The organism is Streptomyces sp. TE5632, from assembly GCF_054061295.1.
The window spans coordinates 175,879-194,622 of sequence record NZ_JBSSEA010000002.1 but is presented as its reverse complement, the minus strand read 5'-3'; the positions used below and the strand labels follow the sequence as shown (position 1 = coordinate 194,622).

The window sequence follows — 18,744 nt, the reverse complement described above, 5'->3', positions numbered from 1 at the left end:
CCTCACTTGGCGAGGAAGGACAGAAGCGCCCGGTTGACGTCCTCGGCGTGCGTCCACAGCAGGCCGTGCGGAGCGTCCTCGATCTCCACGTACTCCGCGTTCGGCAGCGCCTGCTGGAACGGGCGCCCGGTCGAGTCGATGGGCAGGATGTTGTCCGCCGTTCCGTGCAGGATCAGGGCGGGCACGTCGATGGCGGCGATGTCCCCCCGGAAGTCGGTGAACCACGTCATCGGCGAGGCAGCCGCGGCGAAGGATCCACCCGACGCCGCCGTGTGCCAGCTGTTGCGGACGGATTCCGGGCTGATCCGGCTGCCGAGGTTCTCGTCGAGGTTGTAGAAGTCCTTGAAGAACGACGTGTAGTACGCGTACCGGTCGGCCTTCACCGCCGCGGAGATGCCCTCGAAGAACTCGCGGGGCGCCGCGCCGGCCGGGTTGTCGTCGGTCTTCAGCAGGCAGGGCTCCAGCGAGGCGAGGAAGGCCACCTTCGCGACGCGCTCCGTGCCGAACCTGCTGACATAGCGGGCCACTTCACCGGTGCCCATGGAGAACCCGACGAGCGCGGTGTCCGAGACGTCGAGGGTCTCCAGGACCGTGTTCAGATCGGAGGCGAAGGTGTCGTAGTCGTATCCCGTCGTGGGCTGGCTCGACTGTCCGAATCCGCGCCGGTCGTAGGTGATCACGCGGTACCCCGCGTCGAGCAGCGCGGCGGACTGCTTCTCCCAGGAGCGGCCGTCGAGGGGGTACCCATGGATGAGGATCACGGCCTGTCCGGCCCCGTGGTCCTCGTAGTAGAGCTCGATGTCGGTGGAGTTCTCGCGTCCCACGGTGATGTAAGGCATTGCGGTTCCGTCTCTCCTCGGCTCGATGGCGGGCAACCCGGGTCGCACGACCGTGCCGGGGCGGAACCGGGCGATGTCTCCAGGTTCCCGCGACATGCGCGAACCCGCATCCGGTCGGCGGCGCGCGTGCGAGATCGCCGAGGAGAGCCTGCCGCAGCACCCTTCTCCGTGATCTTGGGCATGCGCGGGGCGTTCGACGGCCCCCACGAGGAGTGATCCGCTCGATGAGCACCACGACGAGACCGTCCGCCCCGACCGCTCCCGGCAGCCTGCCGCTGATCGGTCACGCCCACCGGCCCGGCCGATCCGGCCGTGAACGGCGAAGAACGGCGAAGAACGGCCAAGTGCGGCTAGAAAACAGCACCTTCAGTCACCGGCGACGGGTTAATGTCAGTGTCAGGGAGCAGAATGATCAATGAAAGAGATCAACACCGGCGCCGTGCTGGGTAGACGGTCTCGAGTCCCGGCTCCGGAAAGGCCCCAGCGATGCTCTTCACCATCAACCAGACGCAGGACCGTCCACGCGCCGGACGGGTGACCGCCGGGCTCCGGGAGGCCCCCGCGAGTTCGTTCGCCCCGGCCGGCACCAGTGGTGTCGACGCGCTGCGCATCATCTCCGACCCGCGTACCCCCACCTTCGTCACGGTGTACGCGAACGGCCGCCGCAGATACAGCTACTGGCGTCCGCTCGACTCCACCACGGGCCAGGGCGGTTGCTATGCGGCCCTGCCCACCTCGGACTGCGACGAGCTGCACGCGGCCGGGAAGATCGAGCTCGGGGACCCCGTCGAGGACCTGAACCGGACGACATACCGGGTCAGCGCGTCCCCCCGGCTCGCGCCCGCGCCGATACGCTCGGCGCGGGAGCGCCCCCGTGTGGTGCGAACCGCCCGCGTGGCCTGAACCGGCCGCCGGGGTGCGCTCCCGTGCCGCGCGAGGTCTGCGAGACGCGGCACGGGCAAGGCCGAACGGCGACGTCGAAAGCCGGGCAGAGTTCCGGGGATGCGCGGGAACAGCATGAGCATGGAGGCGACGGCACACCGGGCGGGAACGACGCGGATGCGAGGGACGGTCGCGCTCCGGGTGCTCGCTGCGCTGACGGTCGGCGCGCTGGCCGGCTGCGGAGGCTCGGGCGGCGTGGGCGCACAGTCCCCGGACGGCGACCGGACGTCGGAGTCCCGCTCCGCCTCGGCACAGCCGTCGGTGTCGGCCGTGGACGGGCACGACACGGCCGCCTGCTCGGACGGGAACTGCGAGATCGCGGTCTTCGAACCGGTGACCATCCGCTTCGACGGGCCGGCCGGCGCAACGACCCTGTCCGTGACCGAGGTCGGCCCGGACCGGATCGAGTACGCGCTGAAGTCCGGCAACGGCCAGGTCAAGGGCGGGGTCGAAGGCCCCGGGCAGGTCTGCCTCACCGTGCTGCGTTCCAGCGGCTCCAGCACCTCGTGCGGCGGACCGGGCGACGGGCGGCCGCCCGTCGCCCGGTCCGCCGCCGTCGTCATCCAGGCGGCGACGGGGGAGGACGGCACGGCTCTGCTCCACGTCGTGTCGGACTGACGACCCGTCAGTCGATGGAGGCCGAAATGACGGCGGACACCGCGAGGTTGCAGGACGCCGTCATCCGGACCGCGGGGTGCGGCTCCGGCTCGACCAGGATGGCGCCCAGACGCCCCGGCGTGACGAGGTCCACCGCCAGGAACGCCACGGCCGTCATCACCAGCCCCAGCAGACCGAACGCCGCGGTCGACACCAGCCCCTTGCCGAAGTCCTCGTACGTCGTCTCGACCAGGACGATCCCGAGGACCAGCAGGACGAGACCGAGCGCGCCGTAGGCGGTGGTCCGGCCTAGTCCGTTGACGATGCCGCTCATGAGGGGGCGCCGGCTCCGTAGCGTGGGGGATCGTGAGTGATCGCGGTCAGGGGTGAGCAAAATGCAGCGCACCCCTTCGCCGTTCTGGAGCGTGCGGGGGTGCGTGCGCGACGGCGGCGGGGCACCGTCAGGTTTCCCCGCCCGCTTCCTCGCCGATGTCGTCCCAGCGGGCCACGAAGCGGGCGGATCCGCCGGTGACGCGGTAGAGGAACGCGCCGCCGTCGTCGTTCGGCTCGAAGAAGTGACCGTCGGGATCGAAGGCGACTCTGCGGGTGATCCCCTGCCAGGGACGGCGCAGCAGTTCGGCGCGCAGGGCGCTCCGGCCGTCGCCGCCGGTGGCGGCCAGGCCATGGGCGGCGAACCGGACGGCTCCGTACGCCTCGGCCGCCCAGGGCCCGAGCGCTCCGCACGGGCAGGGGGCCCGTGCGCGGCGACGGCCTCGGCCAGCGACGGTCCCGGCGCGAACGAGGTGGCCAGCCACGGCGTGGCCGCCTCGGCGTCGGCGCCGAGCGCCGGTACCACCCAGGGGCTCTCCACCCGCCGGGCCAGCTCCGTCTCCCGCGCGAACCGGGCCCGGAAACCGTCCTCGGCGCCCGGTCCTCCGCCACGGTGTACGCCTCGTCCGTCGGTGAGGCGCTCGGGGAGGGCGACCGGCTCGCGGACGCCTCGCCGCTCCTGCCCGTCCGCTCCTCGGATGCCGTCGGGGAGGCGGAACTCCCGCCCGTCCCCTCGGTACATGCGGCCAGCAGAAGCGCCCCCGCCACTGCGGCCACGACTGGTCTGTGCGCGGCCATGCCCGGTCCCCGCCCCCTGCTTCGAACGGTCGGTTCCGTCGTTGTAGGCAGTGTGGCGCATGGGGAGCGCATCGGGTGGCAACTGAGCTTGACGCATTGCTACTTGATGTTCAAACGGATCGGCGGCGTCTGCGGGCGACGGGTGGGCGACTGTGGATCGCTGGTCCGTACCAGGGTGTTGACGCCCTCTTGGCTCAGGCCTTAAATCAAGGAGCGACGCACCTGTCCCCCCACACCCTCGGTCGGCGCGCCCGTGGACGCGGGCCGCCGCACGGAAGGGAGAGCCATGTCCTCTCCGCGTACGCTCCGCAGATGGCTGACAGCCGCCCTGTCCGCGGCTCTGGTGGCCTCCGCCGCCGTCGGGACCGCCCAGGCGGAACCGGTGGACAGCACCGCCGCCGCGGCTCCCGCGGCCGTGACGTTCTCGGACAACTTCGACGGGCCCGCCGGCGCGGCGGTCGACTCCTCGAAGTGGCACATCGAGACCGGCGACAACGTCAACAACCACGAGCGGCAGTACTACACGTCCGGCAACAAGAACGCCGCCCTGGACGGCCAGGGCCATCTGGTGATCACCGCCCGCAAGGAGAACCCGGCCAACTACCAGTGCTGGTACGGCACGTGCCAGTACACCTCGGCCCGCCTGAACACCTCCGGAAAGTTCACCGCGCAGTACGGGCACGTCGAGGCGCGGATGAAGGTTCCACGCGGTCAGGGCATGTGGCCCGCCTTCTGGATGCTGGGCACGCCGGTCAACTGGCCGGACTCGGGCGAGATCGACATCATGGAGAACGTCGGCTTCGAGCCCTCCACCGTCCACGGCACCCTCCACGGTCCTGGTTACTCCGGCTCGGGCGGCATCGGCGCCGGCTACACACTGCCCGGCGGCCAGGCCTTCGCGGACGGCTTCCACACCTTCGCCGTCGACTGGGCGCCCGACTCGATCACCTGGTCCGTGGACGGAAACGTCTACCAGCGGCGGACCCCCGCCGACCTGGGCGGGAAGCAGTGGGTGTTCAACAAGCCCTACTTCCTGATCCTCAATCTGGCGGTGGGCGGCTACTGGCCCGGGGACCCGGACGGCTCGACCGTCCTCCCGCAGCAACTCGTGGTCGACCACGTGTCGGTGACGACGAGTGACGCACCGGCCGGCGGCGCGATCCGCGGCCTGGCGGGCAAGTGCGTCGACGTCGCCGGGGCGAACACGGCCAACGGCACCCCGGTGCAGCTCTACGACTGCAACGGCACCTCCGCCCAGCGGTGGTCGGTGGGCGGTGACGGCACGATCCGGGCGCTCGGCAAGTGCCTGGACGTCGCTTCGGGCGGCACGGCGGACGGCACCCCCGTCCAGCTGTGGGACTGCAACGGCACCGCGGCCCAGAGGTGGGTCGTCACCGGCGCCCGCGACATCGTCAACCCCCAAGCCGACAAGTGCCTGGACGTGACCGGCAACAACGCGGCCAACGCCACCCGGCTGCAGATCTGGACCTGCACGGGTGCCGCGAACCAGAAGTGGACGGTGGGCTGAGGCCGGCAGTCTCCGGCGGGAGACCCGCGCCGCTCCCGCCGGCCGTTACGATCGCCGCGTGCGCTCTCCCCGCTCAGCCTCGGGCTGGACCATGGCCGTCTTCGGAGCACTCGCCGCCGTTCTGGGGGCGGTGGGGCTGATCGCGCCGGCCGCGCAGTTGTCGCTGCTGGGCCTCGCGGCCCCGGGCAGGCGGGGCGGTGGCGACCTCACGCCGGCCTTCGTGACGGCGTCCTCGATGGCGGCGCTGAACATGGGCGTGTACTACGTACTGGCGGCGCTCGCCGACTGGCGGGCCTTCTTCCGGTGGACGGTGCCGTTCCGGCTGCTGACGTGCACGGTGTTCACGGTCGCCGTGCTCACCGGACGGGCCCCCGGGGCGTTCATCGGCGTCGGCGTGTGGGAGGGCCTCGGCGCGGTCGCGACCGGTGCGGCGCTGCGGTACGAACGGCGCACCGCCGCAGCGGGCAACCCCGACGAGGGTGCGGTGACCCCCGGGCCCGCGGACCGTGCCGAAGCCTGAACCAGAGGCGTCGGGCTGCCATAAGTGTTTTTACCTTTCTTTTGCTGTCGGGGAACACGGTCGCCATCGCGTCCGTTGACCGGTCGGACCGCGAGATCCGGGACTGACGACCGGTACCGGAAAGACAGCAACAGAAACCGAGGTGGAACCAGTGGCGATGTGGGACCGTGTCAAGGACCAGGCCAGGGCGTTGCAACAGTCCCAGGGCGCGCGGGCGGGAGGCGGGCAGTACGGGAACCCCGGACCGGCACCGGCCGGCGGCCCCGCGCGCGGTTCGTCCTCCGGCGGCTCCAAGGCCCAGCTGATGGGCTTGCTGAAGTCCCAGCTCGCCTCGGCGAAGGCGGAGCTCAAGAGCGGCGCCTACCGGGACGCCAGCATGGCGATGTGCGCGCTGGTCGCGGCCGCCGACGGGCGGGTGGACCCGGCGGAGCGGCAGCGGGTGGAGGAGCTGATCGTCTCCAACGACGTCCTGCAGAACTTCCCGCCGGACCAGCTCCGCAAGCGGTTCAACGACCACGTGGACCAGCTCGTGGCCAATTTCGAGGTGGGCAGGGCGCGGGCGTTGCAGGACATCGCCAAGGCGGCGAAGAAACCCGTCGAGGCACGCGCGGTCGTCCAGACCGGCATGGTCATCGCCGGTGCCGACGGCACCTTCGAGGCGTCCGAGCAGTACGCCATCCGTGAGGCCTGCGCGGCCCTGAACATCTCACCGACGGAATTCGGGGTCTGAGGGCCGCGCAGGTCTCTTCGGTCACACCGCCGGAGCGCCGCCGACGGTGTGACCGAGCAGGTGCAGCGGGGCGGCCGACACCCCGGCCCGTTCCACGGCGTCCCAGTAGGCCAGGGACACTCCGGCGTCCACCAGACCGTGCACCAGCGGCAGTTCGTGACCGGCCGCGTGCAGCAGGGACTCGGCGCGGCAGGACGCCAGGGTGCCCTCGATCCAGGGCTGGGCGAGATAGCCGGCCGCGGCCACGGCCGGCAGATCCTCGGCGACCTCCCGGTCGGTGCGGCCGACATGCAGCAGCCCGCCACCCAGCACCAGCACGTCGTCGTGTTCCCGCATGCGTGCGAGGGCCCGTTCGGTGTCGAAGCAGTGCGGGAAGGAGTCGTCGACCACGACGGCCCCCGGCCGCAGCCGGTCGACGTCGAGCACCGCGGTGGCGCCGCTCACCGCCGTCACCAGCAGGTCCGCGCCGTGGACCGCGTCCGGCAGCACCCGCTTTGACTCCGCCACCTCGACGCCGCCCGCACCGACCAGACCGCGTTCCCGCAACCGCCGTCCCAGCGCGGCCAGTCGTGGTCCGCTGCCCCGCACGTCGCACAGCAGCAGACGCCGGGGAGGCCGGGCGGCCAGGGACAGCAGCAACTCCAGGGAGGAGGCACCGATCGAACCCAGTCCGGCGAACGCCACGTCGAGATCCGAGAGATCCCGGCCCGTGGCCCTGAGCGCCGCGTGCACCGTCCTGACCACCGCCACCACCGTCGCCGCGTGCCCCGTCGTCAGGGCCGCCGGATGACTCCCGGACCGCAGCACGTCGAAGCCGTATCCGGTCAGCGACGGAATCATCCCCGCCAGGGACACACAGCGCGCTCCCCGTGCGGCGGCGAGCGACACGGCACGGGCGGTGTGCCCCACCAGCTCGCTGCCCGCAGCGAGTTCGTCGGCGAAGAGCGGAACGCAGACGAAACCGGACCGGCCCAGCGGCGTACGGACCGTCTCCAGCAGACGCGGGGCGCCGTCGGGGAACAGCAGGTCGCGCAGCTCGGCCCGCGGCAGTGCCGACCCGGGCAGACCCGCCAGGCGCGCCAGATGGCCGGGTGCGGGCAAGTAGCCGACCAGGGCCGCGTCCATCGTGTCCCGGGCCCCGGGCCCATGGCGGCCGCCCGAACCGGAGGGACGCGGCGCGGGCCGGTGTGTTCCGGGCTGGTCCGGCACGCCACCGCCACCTGACGCGGCCCGGGTGAGACGCCGGCGGACCGAGTCGGCGAAACGGTCGAGCGTGCCCGGTGCGAACGCCGCCGCCGAGCCCCGGACCGTGACCCGCACCCCGCCCGCGTCGGGCCGTACCGCCATGAACACGTCCGTTGTGGCAGCGGGCGGCAGGAAGGTACTGTCGCCCGACTCCCACGACAACCGCAGGGTCCCGCCGTCCGCGGGGGCCAGCGCGGAGAAGTCGAGGAAGGTGAAGAAGAACTGCGAGGTCAGGGGAAGCCCGTCGGCGCTCCGGGGGATCACGTCCTCATGGGCGCGTGCCTCCTCCGCCTCCGCCGCGACGCGGCGGAGCGCACCGTCGAAGTCCCCTTCGGAGAGGGGCCCGTCGGAGGCGGGGTCGGAGGCCGGCCGTACGGGTACGGCCGTGGCGAACGGGCCGAAGACCCGGTGCGCGTCGGGCAGCGTTCCGTCCCGGCCGCTCACCGCCAGCCCCACGATCAGGTCCGGTCGGCCGGTCAGTGCCGTGAGCTCCTGGTGGTAGGCGGTCAGCAACGGCGCGTAGAGGGTGGTCCGCGCGCGTGCGGCGAGCGCGCGCAACGCCGCCGTCGGGGAGGCTCCGAGGGTGAACTCCGCGGAGTGGAACATGACGTCGCTGTGGGTCCCGGTCCGTTCCTCCTCGCCGTTGCCGCTGACGGTGGTCCGCAGCACCGGGGGGCGGTACGGTGCGCACACCTGGGCTCGGCGTCGCGCCCGCCCGGCGACACCGGCCTGGTGTCCGGCCTGCGTCGAGGACCGGACATGGTCACGGAAGTCGCCGCGCAGTGGCGGGAGCGGGGGTGCGTCGCTGCCGCCGGTCAACCGGTCGTACACCTCGGTCAGTTCCTGCATCAGCAGCGCCGCACTGTATCCGTCGCCGATGACGTGATGCGCGTGCACCAGCAGGACGTGTTCCTGTGGGGCCAGGCTCAGCACCTGAAGCCGTAGCAGGGGCCAGGCCCAGGGTTCGAGGCGCCGTGCCGCTTCGGCCGCGGCCCGTTCGTCCACTTCGGCAGGGGTCGCGACCGTCGTGAAGGCGACCGGCAGACGCAGCGACGGCGGCAGTTCCTGCTGCACGGGCGGACGGGCACCGGCCGGGAAGACGGTGCGCAGCATGCCGTGACGTTCCACCAGCAGGTCGACCGCGGCCTGGAAGACCTCGGGGTCCAGCGGTCCGGACAGCCGAAGCCGCGCCAGCCAGGTACCGCCGCCCGGCGAGAGAGCCTCCGCGAGGAGGAAGCCGCGCTGACCGGGTGTGACGGGGAACGGGGCCGTGCGGTCGTCCGCGGCCGGGGAAGAAGAAGGGGAGAGGAAAGGGGAGAGAGAAGGGGAGAGGGAAGGGGAGGGGGAAGCAGAACGCGACTTCCTCGCGTCGGCATCGACCGCGTCGACGGCCGCGGAGAGTGCCGCGAGGGTGCGATGACGGTAGATCACGGTCGGCCGGGGCAGGGGCGCTTCGAGCTCCGCGAGCCGGGAGAACACCCTCAGGACGAGCAGCGAGTCACCGCCCAGGTCGAAGAAGTCGTCCTCCCGGCGTACCGAGGCCACCTGGAGCACGTCGGACCAGATCTCCGCCATACGTCGTTCGGTCGCTGTGGCCGGGGGAGTCCCGTCACCGTCCGGCAACGCCGAATCGGCGGGGACAACGTCCTGGACCGCCGTCGCGCCGGAGCCGGGGGCCGGGCCGGCCAGTGCGAGGCGGTCGACCTTGCCGGTGCCGGTGAGGGGCAGTGCGTCGAGGCAGGTGATCCGGGCCGGGACCATGTACGACGGCAGGAGACCGGCCAGATACCGGCGCACCCCCCGGGTGTCCGGCCGGTCCGTCGCGGACCGGGGGGTGACGAAGGCGAGCAACCGCCCCTCCTGTGCGATCACCGCCGCCCGTGCGACGCCGGGACAGCCCTGGAGCGCCGCCTCGACCTCTCCCGGCTCCACCCGGTTCCCACGGATCTTCACCTGGTCGTCGACCCGGCCCAGGAACTCCACGGTGCCGTCGGCCGACCGGCGGACCCGGTCTCCGCTGCGGTACCAGCGCTGCCCCGCCCGCAGGGTGAACGCCCGCCCGGACAACTCCGGTTCACCCAGGTAACCGGGGGTCAGACCGGTGCCCGCGATGAGCAGTTCCCCCGGCTCGTCCGGCTCGCAGGGGGTGCCGTCGGCGCGGACCACCTCCAGGTCGGTGCCGGCCACGGGACGTCCGATCGGCAGCTGCCGCACCTCGTCGCCGGGGCGGGAGTCGATGACGTGGCAGGTGGCGTTGATGGTCGACTCGGTGGGCCCGTACAGATTGGCGATGCGCGCGCCGTTCCCGAACAGGTCGAACCAGCGGCGCACGTGATCCACGGGCAGTGCCTCCCCGCCGACGTGGACCCACCGCAGCGCGGTCAGGTCCGGCAGACACGCTCCGCTTCGCGCTCTCGCCTCGGCGGCGGACAGCAACTGCTCCCACAGCGTCGGCACGGAACTCCACACGGTCACCCGCGCCCGCTCCACGTGCGTGAGCAGCAGTTCGGGATCCCGCAGCAGGGCCCGCGGCACCGTCACCACGGTGCCGCCGACCAGGAGAGGGGCGAGCAACTGGCGTACCGAGGCGTCGAAGCAGGGCGACGCGGTCTGCGCGAGGCGGTCGCCGGCACCGTACCCGAAGGTGGCGACGGCCCAGTCGAGGTAGTTCTCCATCGCCCGGTGAGTGATCGGTACCGCCTTGGGCCGTCCCGTGGAACCGGAGGTGAAGATGACATACGCGATCGCCTCGGCACCGGGCGGCGCGGCGGGAGCGGCAGGGGGTTCCGGCGCGGTCACCGGAACGTCGCCGTCCACCGGTGCGTGCCCGAGGACGGGAACCGCCCGTACGGCTGTGAGAGCGTCGGCGGTCTGCCGGGTGGGGGCGTGGCACACCACGGTGGTGGTGCCCGTGCGGACCAGTTGGTCGGTCAGGCGTGCGACGGGGTGCTCCGGGTCGAGCGGGACCCAGCCGGCCCCGGCGCGCAGGATGCCCACCACACCGACGACGGTGTCGGCCCCCGGCTCGGTGAGCAGACCCACCAGATCACCAGGCCGTACGCCGAGGGCACGCAGGCGCGCGGCGAGCAGAGCGGAGGCACGATCGAGCGCCCCGTAGCTGAGCGGCGCACCCGCGGCGTCCCCGGTGGCAGTGGCGTCCACCGCGACCGCGTCGGGCCGCTCCCGGAACCTGTCGAGCAGCCGCGCGACCAGCGGGGACGGCACGGGGGACGGCACCGAGCGAACGGCGCCGGCATCCGGCGACGATGCTGCCGGGCCGGGCGACGGCGGTGTGCCCAGCACCGCGGTCAGTTCGGCGCGGAACTCCCGGTCCAGTCGTGCCACGGTGGTCCGCCGGAACAGTGGCTCCGGGAAGTTCCACGACCATCGCAGGAGCGGGCCGTCCGCCCAGCACAGCAGACTCAGCCGGGTCGCGGCCGACCCGGTGCCGGCCGCGGTCGCCCGTACCTCCACCGGGCGGTCCGCGGCCGCGCTCACCGGGAAACGGGCGAAGCTGAAGCCCGCCGGACTCACCGTCCGGGGGCCGAATCCGGCACCGGGCGCGGCACCGGGAAGCAGCGCGGCCAGGTCCAGACTGCTCAGCCCCGCGTGCCGTTCACTCTGCAGCCAGGTCCGGCGCAACCGATCCGCCAGGGGCAGAACTCCCTCGTCGTCAGCCGTCCGGCACAGCAGGGGAAGGGTGTCGGCGAGCGGGCCGACCAGCCGGTCCACACCCTCGAAGCGGTCCTCGCGACGGGCCCTGGCCACGTTCACGGCGACGTCCCGGGCCTTTGACCACCGGGCCAGGCAGCGCACATACGTGGCGAGCAGCAGGTGGAACAGGGAGATGCCGTGCGCGGCGGCCAACTTCTCCAGGCCGGCGGTGAGTTCCGCGTCGAGCTCGCCGTAGTGCTGCACGATCGGGCCGGACGGGCCGGACACGGGCGCGTCGGGATCACTGTCGTACGGCAGCCGCAGCGGTTCGCCACGTGCGGCGAGGCGCTCGGACCAGTAGCGCCGGTCGGCACGCCGCTCAGCGGAGTCGGACGGCGGCAGACTCGACGCGTACTGCGCGAAGTCCGGTGCCGCGAGCACCTGTTGCGGACGGTCTCCGTGGCACAGAGCGGTGTACGTGTTCCACAGTTCCTCGGCGAGGAGGTTCAGGCTGTAGCCGTCCACCGCCACGTGGTGCACCACCAGCAGCAGATGGGCGAGCGCCGGCTCCCGGCGGAGCAGTACGGCCCGGACCGGTGGCAGCGCCGCCAGGTCGAACGGCTGGTTGCACACGGCCGTTTCGGCAGCGTCCACCTCGTCGGCGGCGCAGTCGCGCACCTCGTACCAGTCCGACAGCGGCACCGGCGGCGCCGTGCGCTGCGTCGGCAGCCCGGCCGGTTCACGTGCGTCGTCCACCCGCAGCCGCAGCATGCCGTGCCGTTCGGCCAGCGCCGCCAGCGCCCGGCCGAGCAGACCGGTGTCGAGCGGGCCGCGGACCGTCAGTCGCAGATGACCCCGTGCCGGGACGTCCGGATGAAGCCCGCTGCTGGTGTACAGCGCGAGTTGCACGGGCGTCAGGGCGAAGGGCAGCCCGTTCCCGGCACCGGACCCGTCACCCGGCCCGGCCCCACCCGTGGCAGGTACGGAGGTCTCGCCGGTGTGATCCCCCAGGTGGGCGGCGAGTTCGCGCACCGTCCGGTGCTCGAAGAAGAGCGTGGTGGGCAGTCGCCGCCCCAGCCTCCGCTCCAGCCGCTTGACCAGGTCGACGGCGCCCAGCGAGTCCAGGCCGAGCCGCAGGAACGGCGTGTCGTCGTCGACGGCGGACGCCGGGACACCGAGCGACTGCGCCAGCAGTTCCCGCAGCACGACAGCGGTGTCCGAGGGCACCGCGGGCCGGCGTCCGCCGGCGTCGTCCGTGTCGCCGGACCTCTCGACGGCCGTGGGCCGCGCGGGATGCCGCGGCACGGCGGCAGGCCGTGGCGCCGGCGCCAGGTCGGCGAGGACCAGCTGAGCGGCGTCGGTGCCGCACGCCGTGCGCAACGCTGCCAGCGCGGGCGCGGTGGCCAGGGGCCGGCCTCCGCCGGCCGCGCCGGCCGTGCGGCTCCCGGCACCGTCGAGTGCTCCGAGGCCCGCGGCGACCGCGAGGCCCGTCCCGGCGAACGGACCCAGGTTCACCGACAGCCAGGGCCGGCCCGCCAGGCGCTCGGCTCCGGCGAAGGAGTCGAGGAAGGCGTTGGCCGCCGCGTAACCGCCCAGCGCGCCGGCCAGGCCGGGCAGCACCGACGAGACCGACGAGAACGCGACACACACCCCCGGACGCTGCCCGTGCCGCCGCAACGCACCGGCCAGCAGGACCGTGCCCAGGGTCTTCGCCCCCAGTGCGTCCACCGTCTCCCGCACGTCCGTCCCGCGCAGGCTGCCGGGCCGTACCACGCCCGCCGCGTGGAACACGGCGTCCAGCGGCGGCAGCCCGCGAACGAGCCGCTCCACGTCGTCGGGCGCCGTGAGGTCGGCCATGACATAGCGCGCGTCGGCACCGAGGCCGGTGAGCTCCTCCAGCAGACCCGAGGGCGGGTTCGGGGACCGTCCCGCCAGCACCAGGACCGGCCGGCCCCGACCCGCCAGGTCCCGGGCCAGTGCGGACCCGATGCCGCCGGCGCCCCCCGTGACGAGGTACGCGCCGTCGACCGGCAGCCGGCCCGCGCCGGCCGGCTTGCCCGCCGCTCCCGCCGCTCCCGCCGTTCCCGGCTCTCCGGCCGCCCCCGGCTCTCCGGCCGCCCCCGGCGCGACGGTGCGTACGAGGCGCTGTCCTTTCCTCCAGGCCACGGCTCCCGCCGCCTGCGGAGCCGTCAACTCGGCTACCAGGGAACGTATTTGTCCCTCGCCGTCGGGGAAGCCGGGTGAGCCGTGGGAGGAGAGGTCGACCCAGTTCGCGACCACCCCGGCCGACTCCTCCGGTACGGCGAGTGCCAGACCGCCCAGGACCGCCCGCCCCGGTACCGCGTGCTCCACGCCGTGCCCGGTGACGTGTGCGTCCTCGGTCACGACCAGCAGGCGGCGGGCTCCGGACCGGTCGAGCAGGGTGAGGGCGTCCTGGAACGCCGCGACGGCCTGCCGCAGGTCCCCTTCGAGGCCCTCCGCCGGGTTCGGCCGGTCCGGCCCACCGAGGAGGACCACCGTCTGCGGACGGACCTCACCGTCGTCGGCCGTGACGGCCCGCACGCCGACGGCGGCGAACCCGTCCGCCAGGCGGCGCACCGCCACCGGGTCCGTTCCGGTCACCAGCACGGAGCCGGGGAGACCGTCGCCGGGCAGGGGCGCGGGTTGCCAGCCGATGCGGTGCAGCAATCCGCGCGCGTCGGGTTCGGGCCAGTACCTGCGCCGCCGGTACGGGTAGGGCGGCAGCTGCACCCTGCGGTGGCCCGCGTCGAGCGCCGTACGGTCCAGCGGCACCCCGCGCACCCACAGCCGTGCCACCGTCTCCATCAACTCCCGCGCCCCGCCCGGCGCGGCCCCGGTGCCGGGCGGCTGCACGGGGGCGGACACCACAAGGGCGCCGTCATGAGTGCCGTCACGGGCGCCGCCGAGGTGCCTCCGGCGGGCGGCCACCGCACGGATGGGACCCGCGAGGTTCTCCCCCGGGCCGAGTTCCACGAAGGTGTCGTAGCCCTCGTCCAGCAGACGGTCCACGGCCCGGCCGAACAGGACCGGCCGCAGCGCGTGTTCGCGCAGGTGGTCAGGGTCCAGGCGCGGCTGCCACTCGGCGGTGAGCGTACTCATCACCGCGAGCGCGGGCACCGAGGGACTCAGCAGCCTGCGCGCCGCATCGCTCACCCCGGGTGCGACCGGTGCCATCAGCGGCGAGTGGAAGGCGCGCGGCACCCGCAGCGCACGGACCGTCGCGCCCTGCGCGGTGAGCAGCTCCGACGCCTGCCGCACCGCGTCGGGGGTGCCGGAGATCACCAGTCGGCCGGGACCGTTGTACGCCGCCACCGCGAGATCACCGGGGGAGACCGCCACCAGGTCCTCCACCGCCCGTTCGTCGGCGCCCCGCACCGCCGCCATGGCACCCGGCGCGGTCGACCCACCCATCAGCCGCCCTCGTTCCGCGGCGAACAGCACCGCCTCGGACAACGACAGCATGCCGCCGACGCAGGCGGCCGCCAGTTCACCGACGCTGTGCCCGACCACCGCGTCGTGCCGCACCCCCCAGGCCGTCAACTGCCGGGCGAGCGCGACGCCGTGCGCCACCAGCAGCGGCTGCGCCACCTCGGTCGCGGCCAGCGAGGAGGCGTCGACTCCGCCGTCGACGCACCAGGCCGTCAGCTCCCGCCCGTGCACGGCTCCCACCAGCGCCGACGCCTCGTCGAGCGTCGCACGGTACACGGGTGCCGTGTCGTACAGCTCCCGCCCCTGCTCCGGTCGCAGGCCGCCCTGACCGGGCAGGACGAAGACGGTCCGGGGCCGGTGCGTCACCGCCCCGGCGACCGCGCCCGGCACGGGTGCCCCGCCGGCGGCGCGCACCGAGGAGAGCCGCTCACGCAGGTCGCCGTCGGCCACGACGGCGAGCCGGTGCGGCCGTTCGTCGCGTGCGGCGCCCGCCGTCAGACAGACGTCACCCTCCGTGAACTCCGGGTGGTCGCGCAACTGCTCCGAGACCCGTGCCGTCCACGCGTCGAGCCCGGCGGCGCTGCCCGCCGACAGGGTGAGCAGGTTCGGGCCGCGGGCGCCTCCGCGCGGTGCGGTGTCGTCCCCGCCCGGTGGCAGGACACGGGAGGGCGGCGCCTGCTCCAGTACGGCGTGCGCGTTGGTGCCGCCGAAGCCGAAGGCGTTGATCCCCGCCCTGCGCGGCCCGGACGACTCCCAGGCCGTCACCTCGGTGACCAGGGCGAACCCGGACCGCTCGACCGCGGGGGAGACCGGTGCGTGATGCAGGGAGGCCGGCAGCCGCCCGTGCCCGAGGGCCAGGACCACCTTCACCAGGGAGGGCAGCGCCGCCGCGTTCAGCAGGTGCCCGACGTTGGTCTTCACCGAGCCGAGCAGCCGGGGCCGGCCGTCCGGGCGGGCCGGGAAGGCATGGGCGAGGGACCGCAGTTCGATCGGATCCCCCACGGCGGTACCCGTCCCGTGGGCCTCGACGTACGAGACCGACGCCGGGTCGACACCGCAGTACGCGTAGGCCCGGCCGATCACCTCGCGTTGCCGCAGCGGGTTGGGTGCCATCAGACTCAGCGACGTACCGTCGTTGTTCACCGCGGTACCGCGGACGAGGGCCAGGACCACGTCGTCGTCCCGCTGGGCCTCCTCGAGGCGCCGCAGGACGAGGACAGCGCCGCCCTCACCCGGTACGAACCCGTCGGCCGCGGTGCTGAAGGCACGGCTGCGCCCGGTCGGTGACAGGGCCTTGGCCGCCTCCAGAGCCTGGTGTGCGGAGGGGGTGAGGTGCAGGTTGACCCCGCCGACGACGGCCACGTCGCACTCGCCGTCCGCGAGACTGCGCCGGGCCAGATGCAGCGCCACCAGGCCCGAGGAGCACGCGGTGTCCACGGCCAGCGCCGGGCCGTCCAGGTCGAGGCAGTGTGCCACGCGCGCGGCGACCAGGTTGGGGAGATTGCCGGTCAGGGCCGTCGCGTCCGCAGAAGCACCCGCGGAGCCCGTCTCGGCGAGGAGTTGCCGGTAGCCGCTGTCGCCGACGGCGGCGAAGACCCCGGTCCGCACACCCCGCCGCCGGGGCCCCGCGTAACCGGCGCGTTCCAGTGCCTCGTGGGCGAGTTCGAGGAAGACACGCGCCTGCGGGTCCAGCGTGCGCGCCTCCTCGTCGCCGATGCCGAAGTGGCCGGCGTCGAAGGCGGCGGGGTCGTCGAGGAAGGCTCCCCAACGTGCCGGCTGCTCAGGCCCCGTGCGGCCGTCCGCGCTCCAGCGGCCCGGAGGCACCGCGGACACGGCGTCGCGCCCGTCAGTGAGCAGGTCCCAGAACTCCTCCGGCGTGTCGGCCCCGGGGAACCGGCAGGCCAGCCCCACCACGGCAGTCGCGGACGCACGGCCCGCGGCGTACGCACCCTCCTGTCCGTACGCCGCCGAGGCGGCCGCCTCCCCCTCGGCGGACGTGCCCTCCACGGCATCCGTCCCGACGACGCCCATGAGGTGGTCGGTGAGCGTGGCGACCGTGTCGTTGCGCATCACCGCCGGCCCCAGAGCGACACCGAGGGACCGTTCCAGCCCGGCGAGCGCCTCCATGGCCCTGATCGAGGTACCGCCCAGCTCGGCGAACCGCTCCCGGTCCCCGAACGAGGCCTGCGGCAGCCCCAGAACCCCGGACCACGCCTCACGCACCGCACGCCGGACCTCCCCGCGGGAACGGGGCGCCGACCCCGGCCCCGCGGACGACGGCCGCGGCCGTTCCACCGGATCGCCGGGCACCGCACCGGAACGCGCCGACGGCCGGTACGCCCCCGCCTCGAACCGGGAACGCATGCGCTGCCGCCGCACCTTTCCGCTCGTCGTCCGGGGGAAGGCGGACGGCGGCAGCGCGAGCACCCGTACGTCGTCGTGGCCCAGCGCCGCGCGGACCCGACGCGCGACCCGGTCCAGCACCTCGGCCGCGGTGCGGGGCGGTCGCGCCCAGGCGACGAACACCACCACCCGCTCCCCGCCGCTCACCGGGTCGGTCGACCCGACCACCACCGTCGTACCGGCCGGCACCCCCGGCGTACCGGCCGCCACCTCCTCCAGGTCCGGGGCGTGGAACGTACGGCCGTTGACGAACAGGACGTCCTTGTGCCGGCCGCTGACGCACAACCGGCCGTCCCGGAGGAAGCCCAGGTCGCCGGTGCGCAGCCAGCCGCCCGCGAAGGCCCGCTCCGTCGCGTCCGGCAGACCGTGGTAGCCGCGTGCGATCTGCGGACCGCTCACCTCGACGTGCCCCACCCGCCGGTCACCCAGCACCCGGCCCCCGCCGTCGGTGATACGCACCGAGCACCCCGGCACCGGTACGCCGACGTCCATCAACTCCACGGCGTCACCACCGGGTTCCCGTTCCACCACGCGGCCCCGGCTGAGCGCGGCGCGCTCCACGGCCACCGGCACGGCCACCTCGCCCAACGGCGGGAACGCGACGGCCAACGTCGCCTCGGCCAGCCCGTACACCGGCGTCGCCGCCCGCGGATCCAGCCCCGCCGCCCGGGCCCTGGCGGTGAAGTCCCGCCACACCGTCGCCGATATCGGTTCGGCCCCCACCAGGATCAGCCGCACCGCGCTCAGGTCCAGCCCGGCGAACACCTCGGCGGGAACCCGGCGGAGGGTCAGGGCCAGTGCGAAGTTGGCCGCCGACAGGATCGTGGCGCGATGCGCGGCGGCCACGTCGAACCACAGCCGGGGATTCTTCGCGAACGACAGAGGACCGATCTTCACCTGCTTGGCCCGCGCGGCCAGCGGTGCCAGATGAGTGCCGATCAGGCCCATGTCGTGGAAGTACGGCATCCAGCTGACCACCACGTCGTGTTCCGTGAGGGCGGAGGCCTCGGTCAGCTGCCGCAGGTTCGCCAGGACGGCCGCGTGGGTCAGCTCCACGCCCTTGGGCGCACCCGTGCTGCCCGACGAGAACTGCAGGAAGGCCAGCCCGTCCGGGGCCACTTCGGCGGGAGCGGCCAGGGGCGGGCACGCCCGCAGTGCGTCCAGCCGCAGGATCTCGGCGTCCTCGGGGAGTTCGGCGGCCACCGGCGCGCAGGCCGCGTCCACGACGACCGGGGGACGGCCGAGGTGCTCCCACACCGGCCGGACCCGCCGCGCGTCCGGCGCCAGCGGCACCGGTACCGAACCGGCCGCGAGCACGCCCCAGAACAGGGGCTGGAAGTCCGCGCTGTTCTCCGCGAGCACCGGAACGCAGGTGCCCCGCGCGACGTCTGCCGCACGCAGACCGCCCGCGACGCGCAGCGCCCGGTCCACCAGTTCCCGGAAGGTGACGGCCACCTCGCCGCCGTCCCCCCGGACATGGACGATCACCTGGTCGGGGGACCGGCGGGCGGCATCGAGCAGGACGTCCAGCAGCGTCGCGGCGTTCATCGGTCCGTTCGTTCGTCGGTGAGGCAAGCGGTGTGGTGAGGCATGCGTTGTGTGGGACGGTCCGGAACCGGGACAGGTTGCTTTTGCCGTGCTGCCTCTCGCGGGGCGTACCTCCGGTGCGCACGGTGCATGCGTGAGCCCTGTACGCGCCCCCGTGGCC

Annotated in this window: 9 protein-coding genes; 5 read left to right on the top strand and 4 right to left on the bottom strand. The window is 73.6% G+C overall.

Annotation, left to right across the window (positions count from 1 at the left end; genetic code table 11):
* Positions 1–2 precede the first annotated feature (2 nt).
* Entirely contained in the window at positions 3–839 is an 837-nt protein-coding gene (locus ACVW19_RS02875) for an alpha/beta fold hydrolase (protein ID WP_457456262.1), read from the bottom strand.
* 486 nt (positions 840–1,325) lie between these two features.
* On the opposite strand from ACVW19_RS02875, the gene ACVW19_RS02870 reads away from it, so the two are divergent.
* On the top strand, positions 1,326–1,742 hold the full coding sequence (locus ACVW19_RS02870) for a hypothetical protein (RefSeq protein ID WP_457456260.1): 417 nt from the start codon (positions 1,326–1,328) through the stop codon (positions 1,740–1,742).
* A 99-nt stretch (positions 1,743–1,841) separates the two neighbouring features.
* Positions 1,842–2,399, top strand: coding sequence for a hypothetical protein (locus ACVW19_RS02865; protein WP_457456258.1), 558 nt, complete (start codon positions 1,842–1,844; stop codon positions 2,397–2,399).
* Positions 2,400–2,406: 7 nt separating this feature from the next.
* Here the strand turns inward: ACVW19_RS02865 and ACVW19_RS02860 are convergent, their stop codons facing one another.
* Positions 2,407–2,712, bottom strand: a complete 306-nt coding sequence (locus ACVW19_RS02860; protein ID WP_457456256.1) for a DUF350 domain-containing protein — start codon at positions 2,710–2,712, stop codon at positions 2,407–2,409.
* 127 nt (positions 2,713–2,839) lie between these two features.
* On the bottom strand, positions 2,840–3,193 hold the full coding sequence (locus ACVW19_RS02855; RefSeq protein ID WP_457456254.1) for an ABC transporter substrate-binding protein: 354 nt from the start codon (positions 3,191–3,193) through the stop codon (positions 2,840–2,842).
* Between the two features lie 599 nt (positions 3,194–3,792).
* On the opposite strand from ACVW19_RS02855, the gene ACVW19_RS02850 reads away from it, so the two are divergent.
* The 3 genes from ACVW19_RS02850 (at position 3,793) to ACVW19_RS02840 (ending at position 6,284) form a co-directional block, all read left to right on the top strand.
* Positions 3,793–5,034 carry a lectin gene (locus ACVW19_RS02850; protein WP_457456252.1) on the top strand — a complete coding sequence of 414 codons (1,242 nt, stop codon included), beginning with the start codon at positions 3,793–3,795 and terminating at the stop codon, positions 5,032–5,034.
* A 91-nt stretch (positions 5,035–5,125) separates the two neighbouring features.
* Positions 5,126–5,554 carry a hypothetical protein gene (locus ACVW19_RS02845; protein WP_457456944.1) on the top strand — a complete coding sequence of 143 codons (429 nt, stop codon included), beginning with the start codon at positions 5,126–5,128 and terminating at the stop codon, positions 5,552–5,554.
* Positions 5,555–5,705: 151 nt separating this feature from the next.
* Positions 5,706–6,284: a tellurite resistance TerB family protein gene (locus ACVW19_RS02840; RefSeq protein ID WP_457456251.1), complete on the top strand. Its 579-nt coding sequence runs from the start codon at positions 5,706–5,708 to the stop codon at positions 6,282–6,284.
* 21 nt (positions 6,285–6,305) lie between these two features.
* On the opposite strand, the gene ACVW19_RS02835 is transcribed toward ACVW19_RS02840, so the two are convergent.
* On the bottom strand, positions 6,306–18,584 hold the full coding sequence (locus ACVW19_RS02835) for an amino acid adenylation domain-containing protein (RefSeq protein ID WP_457456249.1): 12,279 nt from the start codon (positions 18,582–18,584) through the stop codon (positions 6,306–6,308).
* Between the last annotated feature and the right edge of the window lie 160 nt (positions 18,585–18,744).